Source organism: Robertmurraya sp. GLU-23, assembly GCF_052983275.1.
Genome location: NZ_JBRKCV010000005.1, coordinates 13,262 through 26,609 on the forward strand (window position 1 = coordinate 13,262; position 13,348 = coordinate 26,609).

Sequence of the window (13,348 nt, forward strand, 5' to 3'; positions counted from 1 at the left end):
AAAGCATACTGCCATAGAAAAAAAAGGGGGGGCGCCGAACTTCACTAGCCGAAAATCAGGTTAAAGCAACTCCCCCTCCAGAATTTTTTTAAAAAATTTACCCACTATAGAGATATCCCATTGTTTGGTAAACGAAAGCTAACCATCCACAATTCATTCAAAAATTCTTCTAACACCAAGTACAAAAAAAACTTTCTACGGTAATTTCCGAGCAATTAGACGTTTTTTTGAGAAATTAAGAGCATTTCTATGAACAGTGAGAAATCCCCTACTTCACCCTTCAACAATCAACCCAAATGTGATGTCCCTCTCACTGGCCGTATTCGCTTTGATTATGATTCAAAAGTAAAATAAAAATACAGATGAGCACTAGAAGATACAGCAAATCACACAGTGCTTCTTTCATTCTTAAAAATACTCATAACAAAAACTCGAAGGAGATCATAAATCATGCAAACAACAAACTATAATGACTATCCAGAAGTGTTAAACGTATCAGATATTCAATGTATTCTAGACATAGGTCGAAAACAAGCATACGATCTAGTTCACTCAGGGAAATTTCATGCCGTTAAAATAGGAAATCGTATCAAAATCTCAAAAAAGGTTTTCATCAATTGGCTCGAAGGGACAGACATAGATAACTAAGCTCTTAAAATCCTAAAAGTTTTCACTACAATAATATTGATAGCAAAAGTAGAGCTAGAAATTATACATTCATATCACCTATCAACAGTTACTCAAAACTATTAAAATATTGGGCACCAGAATTTCAAATCACGTTATTTCATTGTAATATGAAACTATCGGTAACAAATTTGAACAGGGGTGACGCATTTCAGGAGGAGTAAAACATGCCAGTATATCCAGATAAAAATCGCAAATCATGGTACTTTGCTGTAAATTATTACGATGAAAGCGGGAAAAGAAGACAAAAAAAACAACGGGGTTTCATTACTAAAAAAGAAGCAACTGAAGCATTAAGAAAGCTAGAAGTTCAATTGAACGAGGGGACATATATTGAATCCAAGAACGTACCATTCGGAAAATATATTGAGGATTGGCTCTCAATCAAAAAAAGGGGCATAAGTAATAGTACAGTCTCTCTATATAAAGGAAGTATTAAAAATCACATTACCCCATCATTAGGCAACATCGCATTATCTAAAATGAAACCACAGCATATTCAAAGATTTATCGCAAGGATGGATGAAGCAGGATTAGCAGATGACACAATAAAAAGAACTTTTAATATTGTCAATGCATGTCTTAATGAGGCTGTGAAATTTGGTGATTTAGCTAGCAATCCTGCAGCTAAAGTGGACAAACCTAAAGTAGTACCAAAAGAAATGAAAATATGGACCATCGATCAAATTCAACATTTTTTGAGATGCTCGAAGAATAACCGAATGTATTGTGCCTTTCACTTAGCTATTATGACTGGTTTACGCAAAGGTGAGATATTAGGATTGCGGTGGAAAGATGTTGACTTGGAAAAACAGGTATTGTACGTAAACCAAACCTTAGAACAAGATGGGAAAACACTCAAAAAAGGTGCAAAAACCAAGGGTAGTGTAAGATCTGTTACGATTTCACCTACTACTAAGAAAGCACTACTTGAACATAAAGTACGACAAGACATTGAAAGGGAGTTTTTTGAATCAGAGCATAAAGATTTAGATTTAGTTATTTGTGCGGGAAATGGTGCCACCTATCACCCTCGCAACCTAACAAGAGCTTTTCAAATATTAACCGAAAAGGCAGAGCTACCACACATTCGTTTTCATGATTTACGACATACTCACGCAGCATTAATGATTGCTCAAAATGAACCGATGAAATTAATTGCCGAAAGATTAGGTCATAGCAGAATTACTACTACAATGGATACATATGGTCATTTGCTTCCTAATATGCAACATGATGCTTCTAATCGTCTTGATCAAACGATTTTTGGTGAATCTGATTAATTGTTGCCACAGTGTTGCCACGAACCAAATCCAATAAAAAATACCACTTCATGAAAAGTGGTATAACCTTTAAAAACCCTTACACATCAAGGGTTTTAACCCTATGTAGATTATGACCTGTGAGGGACTTGAACCCCCGACCCCCACCCTGTCAAAGTAGAACTTTTGTTTCCCAGTTAGTCCTATTTAGTCTTAAAAAGCCTTATGTTTTCAGCATTTCAGACATATTTCAATGCCACAATTTTTCACCTAACCATTTCTTTTTATGCCTATTTATATCTTTTCCCCCTCCAAAATCCCACCGAGATTCGCCAAGTTAAATTAATAATTTGAGGGATTTCTTCATTATATATTGCTTACTATATCATTTAATAATTGGTACATAAAGTTTAGCTATAGACTTGAAGTTTCAAATAAATTTTATTGCATATTATATTAACAAGGAAATCTTTTGTTAAATGTTTTTGTTATGTTACCTAAAAAAAGAGAGTGCACCTTAAGATGCAAACCCTTCTCCATTTGTTAACCATTTCAAAAATACCGATTTATAAACTCTCAATTGCTTACCAACTTTGATTACATAAAATTGACCACTATTCATTAATTCATATGCACTAGTTTGTCCAATATTCAATATCTCTTCTACATCCTTTACAGTCAATACTAATGGAATTTCGTTTTCGTTTTTATACATACTATCAACCTCCTAAATGGAGGCCAGACGTATGATGAAATGTGTTGTAAATAAAATGCTCTGAATTTTATTATAAATGCTGGCCTTTCTTATTTTTAATAAATAAATACTTAAATCCTATTTGAAAATGTAGGAAATCGCTATACACCTTTGTTTTTATATCACCCCTAAAATGGGAACCTTGAGACATTTCCATGACTTAACACTTTAACAAAATCGGAATCTACTGTTAGGACGTCCTTAATAACAGGCAGCATTATGACAAAACATACAATGATATCTGAGTCTTCTGGATCATATAATTCTGAAATGACATAAACAAGTTCTCCTTCATCAAACCAAACGTCATTACCTTTAATGTTATCTTCAAAACCTTCTTTAATTTTTCCAATATGGAATTTGTTAATTTCTTCGTACATTAGAATTCCTCCCTTTTTTAGGAAGGGATATAGTGTGTTGAATTTAGTGTAAAGGCACCTTCCTTATAATTTTCAAACAACAATTTTCTTCCTTTTTGTTCACATTAACCTAGAGATTTTGAAAACTTTTTAGACAGAACGCTTTGGACTTTAATCCAGTCCTCTATTGGAATAATTTCTTCATGGATATTTTGAACCAGTATTTTATTATCCAAATTAATGTTCTCCACCGGATACTTATTGTAGATTAAAGCCCCTGTATATACATAATTTTCGAGAATATGCTTAATTTTTATTAGATTGAACTTTCTTTTGTAAATAAATGAACTACTATTTATTTGATTACCTACTTTCTTTATAGATTGATATTTTAAAAACAATCTATAGACTTCTCTTACAACCTTTGCTTCAACTTCCTGAATGTTATAACCCTGACTTTTGTTTAATCTATATCCAAATGGAACAGTCGAAACAATGCTATATTTTTTCATTTGTATAACCTCCTTTATTTTGGAAGGGAGAAAGTTGTTTACTAAACAACTTTCTCCCTCACCATATTGACTTTCCCTAATGAAATTCCCCTCAGAAATCATATCTGAGAAGAATTTTTTCTATCGCTTCATATTCCTTTCTTTTTTCTAGCCACTTGTATGCCTTTTAGGAAGTCAATAAAATATTAGTCTCAATCCTCATCATATACTTATGTTTTTTGTAACTCCTAAAATGGAAGCCGTAAGACATCCCCAAGACATAATAGATTGACTAATTTAGTATCTAACCCTATGACCTCCTTACTAACAGGCTTCTTTACGAGAAAACATATAATAATTTCTGGGTCTAACGGGTCATACATTTCCGAAGTGACATAAACAAGTTCGCCTTCATCAAACCGAACGTCAACACCGTCAATTTTTTCTTCAATACCTTCTGTTATTTCTCCGATATGAAAATCATTAAAATGTTCGTATAACATTAGAATTCCTCCCTCGTATAGGAAGGGATATTATATGATCACATTTTTATAATGGCACCCTTCTTAGAATTTTTGTATTTTTTGATTTCTCACTTTCATTGAATACGTTTTTCTTACTGTGACTCGTTGAAATGTGAAAATCTCATAACATTTCCACGACTTTTCACATTGACGAAATCTGAATTTATCCTTAGCACATCTTTACTAACAGGCTTCATAATGAAGTACCATAAAATATAATCTGAATCCTCTTCGTCAAATATCTCAGCAATAATATAAACAAGTTCGCCTTCATCAAACCAAACGTCTAGACCTGCAATCTTTATGCCAAAACTGCCTGTAATTTCTCCAATATGGTAACTGTTCATTTTATTATCCATTCAAATTCCTCCTTTTTATAAAGAATTGGTTTTTTATTGATAAACCTTACCTTTTCTTATAGTTTTCAAAGCATTTTTTCTGAATCTAATACCGAGAGGTCTATAAGCGTAATTCCCTTTTCCTCAAGTAGTTTCAAAAGGCAAAGGAGTTCCTCACAATCCCTACTCAATTCAAAGAGATGGGGAACAACTATATAGTCTATTTCCCCTTCTATAATGTAATCAATGAGCATTCCGCCACCTATTCTGGTTACCAAGGGAGATAGACCACTAGAACCTCTGTCAACAATAATTTCTTCTATTAACACTGTTCTTTTAGTGCAATACCTTGATATTTCTTCTTGTCTTGATTGAACAATATTTTCTACATTTGTCTCTAATGAGGCAGTTCTAATGTAGCACACTGCCAATTTTAGTGGTTTTATCATATTATCATCCTCCCTTTGTCGGAAAGGGATGTGTTGTAAAGTAAAAGTAAGAATGCACCCTTTAAAATCCTTTTAATATTTATCAAATTTCTAATAATTGCTAAATGAACCGTTTTTCCTTTTGGGGCAGCTACCTGCCGATCATGCCACCCATATCCTAATTACATATTTCCATATCCGATAACTACTTACTATTTCACCATTGGATGAATTTAAAATTATGAAGGCCTTCAATTTCCTTTTCGAGTTCCTGTCTTAACTTAGGGTCCATAACTGGCCTTATTTTTTCCCACATGAGTAACTCAACAACTTCAATGTTATGCTTTGTAAAAAAGGCTTTTAATTGGTCCCATTCCTCTTCCTCAACACAATCCGTTAAATCGTTAATTAGGAAAAAATCAATTGAATCTGAATCCCTTTCAATGAAGTTCAACATTTCTTTTCCAGCAGAACCGTTTCTGATTGGGTTGTGAAACTCGTAATCTACGATATCCTCAAATAAGTTAAGGAGTTCGATGTCATAGATCCTGCAAAAGTCATGAATTTTATTTTTAAGTCTTTTTACATGATCACGACATGATTGTTGTGTTGCTGTCATAACATAAGCAATTGCATTACTCATTTTGCCACCTTCTTTCTTTTTATACTTCCAGAAATGTCCGTTACCAATAGTTTTCCAAAAGCATAAGAGAGTAATATATCGATGTCATTGCGCCTTGCTAAATCATTGTGCATTTGAATTTGTGCAGTTCGTGGTTCTTTTGGAGAAGAGCAGACATCCTCATACACCTTAATCAATTCCCAGCCATTTTGATTACACACCTTTTGAAAACTTTCCATGATAAAATTGTGGTAAGGATGATTCCTGTGTTCTCTTTTGACACTTACATATCCAAAAACTTTTTTCATTTGCCTTCACCTCCGTTTAAAATTTCAATAAGTTCAATTATATGATTGTCTAATGGTCCAACGTTCTTCCAACGCATTTCCTCTGAATACATCGGCTTATCATGAACAAGAAAAACATCGATACCGGGTTCCTGACTGACAAATGTAATTAGTTCTTCAGCAGCAAAAGTTTCTTTGGTAATTGGGTTTTCAATATCATCATCAATAATGAAGAAACCAAGGAATTCCGTGTTATTTTCCTTACAATGATTTTTTACTTCATCACCTAGTGAGTCAATTAGTTCATTATCAGACTTCTGGAAGTCAGCCAATACGAAGCCCACTGCCTTTTTACTGTTACTTTCTATTAATACTTCGTTTGCCAAATATTCCGATAATCCTTCCATATTTATTTCTAAATCCTTAGTTCCGTCAATTTCTAATTCTTTGTGAGGTGTTTGGTCTTTATCATGAATAATAAAGATTTCAACTCCATATTCTCTGCTTGCTAACTTATACATTTCTTCACCTATTGCTTCTGATGGAAAAGAATTCTCTAAAGGGTCTTTACGAAAAACGAATTCTGTAAGGTGAAGCCCCTGTACCTCACAAAGTTCCATAATCTCTTTACACTTTCTAAAAATAGTTTTACTATTTGATTTTTTCGGATCATAAATTACTAACCCCATTGCTTTTTTTAACATATTTCATTCCCCCTCATATAAATTCTCTATTTTGATTGCTCTTACCCAGACGGCTTGGGTAAGAGCTAAATTATTGAAAAGTTTCTTAAAGTTTTCTTCAACTTCCCCTTCACAAGAAGTTAACCTTGTGGTAGTATATGTGTAACCAATTAATTATCAATTTGGTAATTTGTTTTATATAGATACCGCAAATATCTATAAAATTTCGAGTTGACCATCTGGTGACATAATCATATAGTGACCTAGAGAAAAGTTTATGAGATAATCATCCTTATTTTTTACTCTTAAGAGTTTGCAAAATTCTTTAGTAGGTTGAGGTGCTTTCTCATCAATAAACCTATCCTCATAAACTTTTACTAGTTTTAGATTTTTTTGTTTACAAACTTTTTCAAAACCTTTAAGAACTTGTTGATAATACTCATGGTTACTTTTGGCAAATTCCTTTTCTACTAAAACATAGCCATATGCTTTGTTTTTTTTGTACATAAGTATCTCCTCCTTTTTTTGGGAAGGGCAATCACTTACACCCTTATAATAGTTTTTAAAAAATATTAACCTTCTCGAATCATTTGTGGAAAATGAGTTTTAATTTCGTTGATTTTGTTATGTTTTTCTAGCCATTCATATGCTTGATCCTTGTTTAAAAGAATAATAGTTTCAATTCCCCATGTTGAATTCCCACTAGATTCACTGTACTTAGACAGTGGACCACCTTGAGCATGTATAAAGAATTGATCCCCGTAAGTTAAATATAAATCCTCATAAACATGTCTAAAATCACTACTGAATAATCCATTACTATATTCAGCAATTAATTTTCCCTTATCAGTATCATAAATTTTCCCTTTAATAATTTTCTTCATTTTGAACACCTCCCATTTACAAATTACCAGTCAACAAATCTTTTATTTTCGTTTGCTGCGGTTGATAAGAAGTATATTACACCTTTTTATAGTTTGACAACCCTTAAATTTAACCGAAAAGCGCTCTAATACTAAGTTTGGAAATATATATATTACCAATTTTAGACAAAAATCCTTATATATCAACGTTTTAAAATTTTTGATAAAAATTTTAATTTTTTTTTATTTACTCCTGAAAACCACTCAATAATATCCAGTCATTTGCAATTGCCAACCTCTTTATATTGTTTAATTTGCGACATCAAGTTCATAAAGTACCTCTCAAAACCATCATAAATTATCATCCTTTTAAATGTTTGATAGCTCCTAAAATAAGTTATTTTAGGCTATACCGGCTTGAATATTGTGAAAAACATTAAATGCTGCCAATATCATTGAATTAAGTATTTTTTTCAATTTTTTCATATGAACTTTCTATTTATTTCGCTTTGTATACCAATTACTTTTATGAAATAAATGATTCTTATCCGAAAAAAATGAAAAAATGAATGTTTAATAATCTTTATAATGTTTATTAACCCTTGTGAGATGATTTAATCATTATTTTAGTTAACGTTCATTATTAATGATTGCCATTTAACAAAAGTCTTGCATCTAATTCTCTACAGGATCTGGGAAAGTTTTTCTATTCTAGATTGGAACTGTTAACTAGAAACATTATTTTAATTTGATCGGACAAACCATCTGAACTTTTTACACTTTTAATATTTATCAATATTTTTAACAAATAAAGCTGTGGTCTTTTTTAGTTTTTGTTATACTCCTTATTAAATGAGAATTATGAGGGGGATAACATGAGGAAAATTAAAGCAGTTGCTTACTTCGTAACCAAAGAACATGAATTTGATGGTAAATTTTATAACGCAGTTATTGGACACGTTCAAAGGCAAAATCAACAATCTGTTGAATATGAGCAAATTGAACTTACAGCCATTTTCTTTGACCTTGATAGAACGGATGCCCACGATGAAATGCCGGGTTGGGAACAGTTTATAACATATCTAACAGTCAATAAAGATATTGACCTTGTCATACTACCAAAATCCCGTGAAGGAATCCAGTTTAATGGGGCTGATTACCTTTTGGATTTAAGTGAGTTTATAAGTATGCCTCCAGTTACAAGCTGGTATATTGATGATAATGTGCATAATATACCCTTAGAAATAAATGAAGCAGATATACCTTTTTGAAAATTAAATAATCACTAGAAAACGCACAGCTACCATTGAAACTGTGCGTTTTCTAGTTTTAACTATTTCATTATTTCCTGTATTTCTTTTTGAGAAAAAGATATGTAATCAGCACCTAGAACTGGTAAATTGCTAAGAATAAGCACTTTGGCTGGATACCGATTAACACGCGCCCGTCCTATCGCTTGAATCAACTGACTCTCTATTAGGTAGAACTGAATTTCTCTTAGTAAGGATTCGCCATTATATGTAGTAAAGTAAAATCGCAATCCGTTCCGTTCAACTTGTCTATATTCCATACGGCTTTCTTCCAAGCCCATGCGAAACCCCAAACAAACACCTATTAACAAGTATGCAATAGGATTTATGTGCGGTGTACCAATAATTGTAATATTCTTACCTTTCATAGTATCGATTCCTTCAGTGTTTCCAAAATAAAGTTTTTCCTCCCGATTAATTTGAAAAAAATCTTTATAAGAAATAATTTCGCTGCTGGGATTATACCGTTTCATAAGGTTTTCTGCCATCCTTTTCAAATCTTTTTCATTCTCTTTAATCGTGTACCTACTAAAACTTTTAGACGTAACTTGTAGCATACTACCTTTAGGCTTTACTTCACCTAAATCATAAAATTGGGCAGTGTTTCCAAATACAAGTTTAGATATGCATTCATTAGCAGTAGCGCTTAAAATAATAATTTTCTTATTTTCTGGAAGTTGGTTCCTGTTAATAAAATAAACCCACTCTTTATCATTCACTCTCTTTTTTATAAAATAATCGCAATTCAAAAACCCCAATATATCTGAATGAATATTCGGATCTTCAATAATCGTATGTTCCATTTCTTTAACTGAGGGTAGCAGAAATGAAGAGCGCTCATGTACCACATCTGACGGAGCATCAATTATCATCTTTTGTAGTGCCATTATTACATCTTTATTATCCTGATTTTCTTGCAATTTTGTAAAAGCATAAATTAGATCGGATTGCCTCATTTGAGAAATAGGAAATAGAGAAGGGATAGGATCTTCGTCAAAAATAATAGTTGAATTGGAATCATCGGTAGTATAAATAGCCCTTTGGTGTGTTGTAAGAAGAATTTCACCGTTTATTTTCTTAGTTTTATCTATCTCTTCAAGGAAAATTCTGATTTCATCATTATCAGATGATAATTTACGCAAATATTTATTTACAGCCTTATATGCACCAATATTGTAAAAGTGTTCAACTTTTTCGCTAAAGGGGGCTTCAAGCATTGGTAATTCTGGAACTTTAAAGTGCTTTACACTTTGTTCCTTTAGTCGCTGTGAAACTTCATCCTTCAGTTTATGCGTTGGAAACGCAACACTGAAATTATTTTCCTTGGCACTGTTGACTATCAATTCTGTTTTACCAATTCCTGTTGGTGCCTTAATGACATAAACTCCATTCTCATTTTTCCTAAGAAGTTCCTGAAACAGGGCCTCTAATTTTTTATATACCTCATCAACTTCCTGAAAAACTGGCTGATTTATTATTTGCACACTTCCACGAGGCAATTTTCCCTGTTCAATCATATTTTTTGCATGTGTACATTCATTAGAAAATGGACAGAATGATTCACACCTTGTTGGAAGGTAGTTCAATTTCTTTATTTGATTCATCATCAATGACCAATCTTCTTTTTTCTGAAGATATTCTTTTTTAGAATTGATAATATCGATAACTTGTGACCGACCACCTTCTATATTAAGTAAATTGGTCATTAAACCAAACATTTCATGATGATACAACCAGTATTCTCCAGTAATAGCCTGTCGATAAAGTCTACACCTTTCGTTTAGGGTTGCAAAGGGAAAGTTCCGAATCAATTTAATGTCTTCTTCCTGAAATAAATCCGCGTTATGCTCATCATCGAAATTGGCTTTTTGCTGAAACATTAAATAGTAATCGCAATGACTAATTTCCGCACGCGTCCTATAGTAATTAATAGGGTTAGTGCGGTTTTTATTCAAAGAGATATAAATTGAACTATTAGCACCTTCTGGTATATCTTCATCATTTATAACCTTATAGTGGGGATACCCCTTTAATAAAGCAAGATTGCTCACATCACAAAATTTCTTCATTTCTCTTGATGAATTTGTTCCCTTTTTTAATTTCCTAACCACTGCATCTAAAAGTTTAGGAACTGTGATAACGCAATCACTAATATGTTCAATTTTTCTGCCGCCAAATAGTAGCCGTGCCTCATCATTAGCGTTTCTATCTGCCATAGGGAACAATGTAGTCAAACATGTCTGGATTACCTTCCTTACTCTGGCATCTCGAATTTCTTCATTTAACAAAAATACCATTCGAAATTTATGTTGATCCCCTGAATGGCTGAATGAAGAATATATGAAAGTTGGACTAACTTTCATTTCCTCAGATAGTTTAATTGCCTCATCAATCCGTAGTCCTCCATCAATATCTAAAGCAAATACTTGCTGACCAGCCCATTTTTCGTTTAATCGCTTTCCATCTTGAAAGTAACCCGGCGTAAATGTTTGCGCATTTGGTAACGTTATAGATTTCATTAATTCTGCAAGAGTGACTACTGTAGTTTGTTTTGCAATTCTTCCTGAGATTGCGATAGTATCTTTCTTCTTAGGCTTTTGATTAAAACCTTCCGAGTCTAAACATACTTTAACTCCGTTTATTAAAATTGTATTTTCTTTAACCATTGTTATCCCCCCTCTCTTAAAAGGAGGAGCATGGTATTTTAGTTTGTAGTCTGATGAAATTTTCTAATTAGTTTTCTAAATCAACTCCTCTAAATAATTTTCTTTCAATGGTTACAGCTACATAATATGTGAACTTATTATCGCTTTCAAATTTTTAGGGTAAGTATTTTATGAGATAAGTTTACTTTTAAAAGGATTTTTGCACCTTTCATTGAATCATGAAAATGAAAATGCCATAATACTCTACTAAAGATAGGAAAGGAGAATGTCGTGGAAAAATGTCGTGGAATTACTATTCTACGTAATAAAAGATTAATTTTTGATTATTTTTTATAACAGAAAGGGCTAATAACTCAAGAAAATTTTGTCGTGGAATAAATTAATCTAAAAAACGGGGTGATTCTTTGTTAGACATATATCTTGTAGAAGGACTAAGAGGGAAGTCTAAACAAACAATAAAAACATACACTTTTTGCCTTTCTCAATTCAAAACGTGGCTAGAAGGTGCCGGCACTAGTTTAGAAGATTACTCACGAACTGATGTACAATTATATGTTAATTATCTAGTTAGCAAAAGATTTGCAGCTACTACGATTAACAAACATTGGAGTTCGATTAAACATTATAGCCGATGGGCTAAAAAAGAAGAAACTATAGAGGACATATCTGTAATCTCTCCACCTAATATGTTAAATGAAGCACCAAAGTCGCTAAATCGGAATGAAATCCACAAGATTATTCGTGAGATTGATCGTTCTGGAAACGTCCGAAACTTTGCAATTGTTCAGTTATTAATAAACACTGGAATCAGATTGAATGAATTAGTACATCTTGATCGTGAAGATATACAAATAACTGAACGGAAAGGGTCAATAACCATTAGATATGGAAAAGGTAATAAGGAACGGAAAATTCCTTTATCTCCAGAGACTAGGAGAGCCATTTTAAAATATTTAGAAACCCGAGGGGATCAGCATGAAGCATTATTTCTTTCGAATAGGTATAAACGAATTTCAGAAAGAACTGTTCAACATATTTTTCAAAGATACGATATAAATGTACATGCTTTTAGACATACATTTATTACAAAACTTGTTAGAAACGGTGAAGACTTTAGCATCGTCCAAGCATTATCAGGACATGCAAATGCTGATATGGTTATGAGGTATGCTGCACCGAATGAGGAAAATAAAAATGAGGCCGTCATAAAGTTGTGGTTGACTGACTGAGAGTAATAATATCAAAAGAGCTTCAAAATAATGGAGCTCCTTTGATTAATGGTATAAATATCCTAAATGAATACATATTTGAATCAAATTACCTGTAACATATACCCCAACTCAACTGGAACATCTGAATGCAAATCCTGTTGTAAAATACTGAACTCTAGTCTGTGCTTGGTACAAGTATTTTCGAAGATCTTAAAATTTTTAAGATCTCTAAACTCTTCATAATCATAGATTATTACTCTTTGATAATTATTGATTTCTTTTTCCATATTAAGAAACTCATTCAATAGCGAAACATCATTTAGACATATGACCATTGTCTTTTTATAAAATAAATCTCCATGTATTTTAATACTTTCAGCGTATTGATTATACTTTTTTAAATCAAATACTACCCCTAAAAACAAGTAATCACCCCAACTAGTTTAATAGTACTTACTATATTAACGCGAATCTAATCATCTTCAAGTCTTAATTTTCATTAAAGGTTTTATCATCTAATTAATCGCCAACTTGAAATGATTTCTGTACTACTCATAAATAGAAAAAATTTGGTAACACATTCTCCAAACCCAATGATTTAACTAATGAATACAGCCACAAAAATGTACCACCTCTGCCATGTTTTGTACCTTTAGTTACCACAGAATTCACTAAATATCGTCAAGGAATTTACCAGTAGAATTTTTAAGAAATTATATTAAAAAAGCCTAATCCTCTCATTTTTACCGAGGAATTAGGCTTTTGACTTTGCACAATCATGCCAGTTCGTGAACTATAATCTTCTATTTCATATTATCCTGGGACAGTGTAACAGATTAATCTGTTGACCAATGATATTGCTT

At 32.4% G+C, this 13,348-nt stretch carries 17 protein-coding genes; 4 read left to right on the forward strand and 13 right to left on the reverse strand.

All coding sequences use genetic code 11. From position 1 onward, the window contains the following. Positions 1 to 450: 450 nt before the first annotated feature. Together ACVBAX_RS10395 and ACVBAX_RS10400 are read left to right on the forward strand one after the other, a co-directional pair. Positions 451 to 648 carry a helix-turn-helix domain-containing protein gene (locus ACVBAX_RS10395; protein WP_447116975.1) on the forward strand — a complete coding sequence of 66 codons (198 nt, stop codon included), beginning with the start codon at positions 451 to 453 and terminating at the stop codon, positions 646 to 648. A 206-nt stretch (positions 649 to 854) separates the two neighbouring features. Further along, positions 855 to 1,970 (forward strand): tyrosine-type recombinase/integrase, encoded by a 1,116-nt coding sequence (locus ACVBAX_RS10400; protein ID WP_447116976.1) that lies wholly within the window; start codon positions 855 to 857, stop codon positions 1,968 to 1,970. A 496-nt stretch (positions 1,971 to 2,466) separates the two neighbouring features. On the opposite strand, the gene ACVBAX_RS10405 is transcribed toward ACVBAX_RS10400, so the two are convergent. From ACVBAX_RS10405 to ACVBAX_RS10455, 11 genes are all read right to left on the reverse strand, one after another. Continuing rightward, positions 2,467 to 2,664 (reverse strand): helix-turn-helix domain-containing protein, encoded by a 198-nt coding sequence (locus tag ACVBAX_RS10405; RefSeq protein ID WP_447116977.1) that lies wholly within the window; start codon positions 2,662 to 2,664, stop codon positions 2,467 to 2,469. A gap of 167 nt (positions 2,665 to 2,831) precedes the next feature. After that, positions 2,832 to 3,083, reverse strand: coding sequence for a hypothetical protein (locus tag ACVBAX_RS10410; RefSeq protein ID WP_447116978.1), 252 nt, complete (start codon positions 3,081 to 3,083; stop codon positions 2,832 to 2,834). A 104-nt stretch (positions 3,084 to 3,187) separates the two neighbouring features. Then, a complete protein-coding gene (locus tag ACVBAX_RS10415; protein ID WP_447116979.1) occupies positions 3,188 to 3,574 on the reverse strand; it encodes a recombinase family protein in 387 nt (128 codons plus the stop codon). A gap of 227 nt (positions 3,575 to 3,801) precedes the next feature. After that, positions 3,802 to 4,056, reverse strand: a complete 255-nt coding sequence (locus ACVBAX_RS10420; RefSeq protein WP_447116980.1) for a hypothetical protein — start codon at positions 4,054 to 4,056, stop codon at positions 3,802 to 3,804. A gap of 113 nt (positions 4,057 to 4,169) precedes the next feature. Further along, positions 4,170 to 4,436, reverse strand: coding sequence for a hypothetical protein (locus tag ACVBAX_RS10425; protein WP_447116981.1), 267 nt, complete (start codon positions 4,434 to 4,436; stop codon positions 4,170 to 4,172). 65 nt (positions 4,437 to 4,501) lie between these two features. Then, positions 4,502 to 4,864, reverse strand: coding sequence for a recombinase family protein (locus tag ACVBAX_RS10430; protein WP_447116982.1), 363 nt, complete (start codon positions 4,862 to 4,864; stop codon positions 4,502 to 4,504). Between the two features lie 196 nt (positions 4,865 to 5,060). Beyond that, positions 5,061 to 5,486, reverse strand: a complete 426-nt coding sequence (locus ACVBAX_RS10435; protein ID WP_447116983.1) for a hypothetical protein — start codon at positions 5,484 to 5,486, stop codon at positions 5,061 to 5,063. Beyond that, a complete protein-coding gene (locus ACVBAX_RS10440) occupies positions 5,483 to 5,773 on the reverse strand; it encodes a hypothetical protein (RefSeq protein WP_447116984.1) in 291 nt (96 codons plus the stop codon). The genes ACVBAX_RS10435 and ACVBAX_RS10440 overlap by 4 nt, the downstream gene beginning before the upstream one ends. After that, the gene (locus ACVBAX_RS10445) at positions 5,770 to 6,456 is read right to left on the reverse strand and encodes a hypothetical protein (RefSeq protein WP_447116985.1); all 687 of its coding nucleotides are present in this window, start codon (positions 6,454 to 6,456) and stop codon (positions 5,770 to 5,772) included. The genes ACVBAX_RS10440 and ACVBAX_RS10445 overlap by 4 nt, the downstream gene beginning before the upstream one ends. A 195-nt stretch (positions 6,457 to 6,651) precedes the next feature. Then, positions 6,652 to 6,942 carry a hypothetical protein gene (locus ACVBAX_RS10450; protein ID WP_447116986.1) on the reverse strand — a complete coding sequence of 97 codons (291 nt, stop codon included), beginning with the start codon at positions 6,940 to 6,942 and terminating at the stop codon, positions 6,652 to 6,654. Positions 6,943 to 7,007: 65 nt separating this feature from the next. Beyond that, positions 7,008 to 7,319, reverse strand: coding sequence for a hypothetical protein (locus ACVBAX_RS10455; protein WP_447116987.1), 312 nt, complete (start codon positions 7,317 to 7,319; stop codon positions 7,008 to 7,010). An 854-nt stretch (positions 7,320 to 8,173) separates the two neighbouring features. On the opposite strand from ACVBAX_RS10455, the gene ACVBAX_RS10460 reads away from it, so the two are divergent. Continuing rightward, the gene (locus ACVBAX_RS10460) at positions 8,174 to 8,569 is read left to right on the forward strand and encodes a hypothetical protein (protein WP_447116988.1); all 396 of its coding nucleotides are present in this window, start codon (positions 8,174 to 8,176) and stop codon (positions 8,567 to 8,569) included. A 62-nt stretch (positions 8,570 to 8,631) separates the two neighbouring features. Here the strand turns inward: ACVBAX_RS10460 and ACVBAX_RS10465 are convergent, their stop codons facing one another. Beyond that, positions 8,632 to 11,274, reverse strand: coding sequence for a hypothetical protein (locus ACVBAX_RS10465; protein ID WP_447116989.1), 2,643 nt, complete (start codon positions 11,272 to 11,274; stop codon positions 8,632 to 8,634). A gap of 404 nt (positions 11,275 to 11,678) precedes the next feature. Here ACVBAX_RS10465 and ACVBAX_RS10470 point away from each other — a divergent pair, with 404 nt between their 5' ends. Beyond that, positions 11,679 to 12,503 carry a tyrosine-type recombinase/integrase gene (locus ACVBAX_RS10470; protein ID WP_447116990.1) on the forward strand — a complete coding sequence of 275 codons (825 nt, stop codon included), beginning with the start codon at positions 11,679 to 11,681 and terminating at the stop codon, positions 12,501 to 12,503. Between the two features lie 83 nt (positions 12,504 to 12,586). On the opposite strand, the gene ACVBAX_RS10475 is transcribed toward ACVBAX_RS10470, so the two are convergent. Beyond that, positions 12,587 to 12,910: a hypothetical protein gene (locus tag ACVBAX_RS10475; RefSeq protein ID WP_447116991.1), complete on the reverse strand. Its 324-nt coding sequence runs from the start codon at positions 12,908 to 12,910 to the stop codon at positions 12,587 to 12,589. Positions 12,911 to 13,348 lie beyond the last annotated feature (438 nt).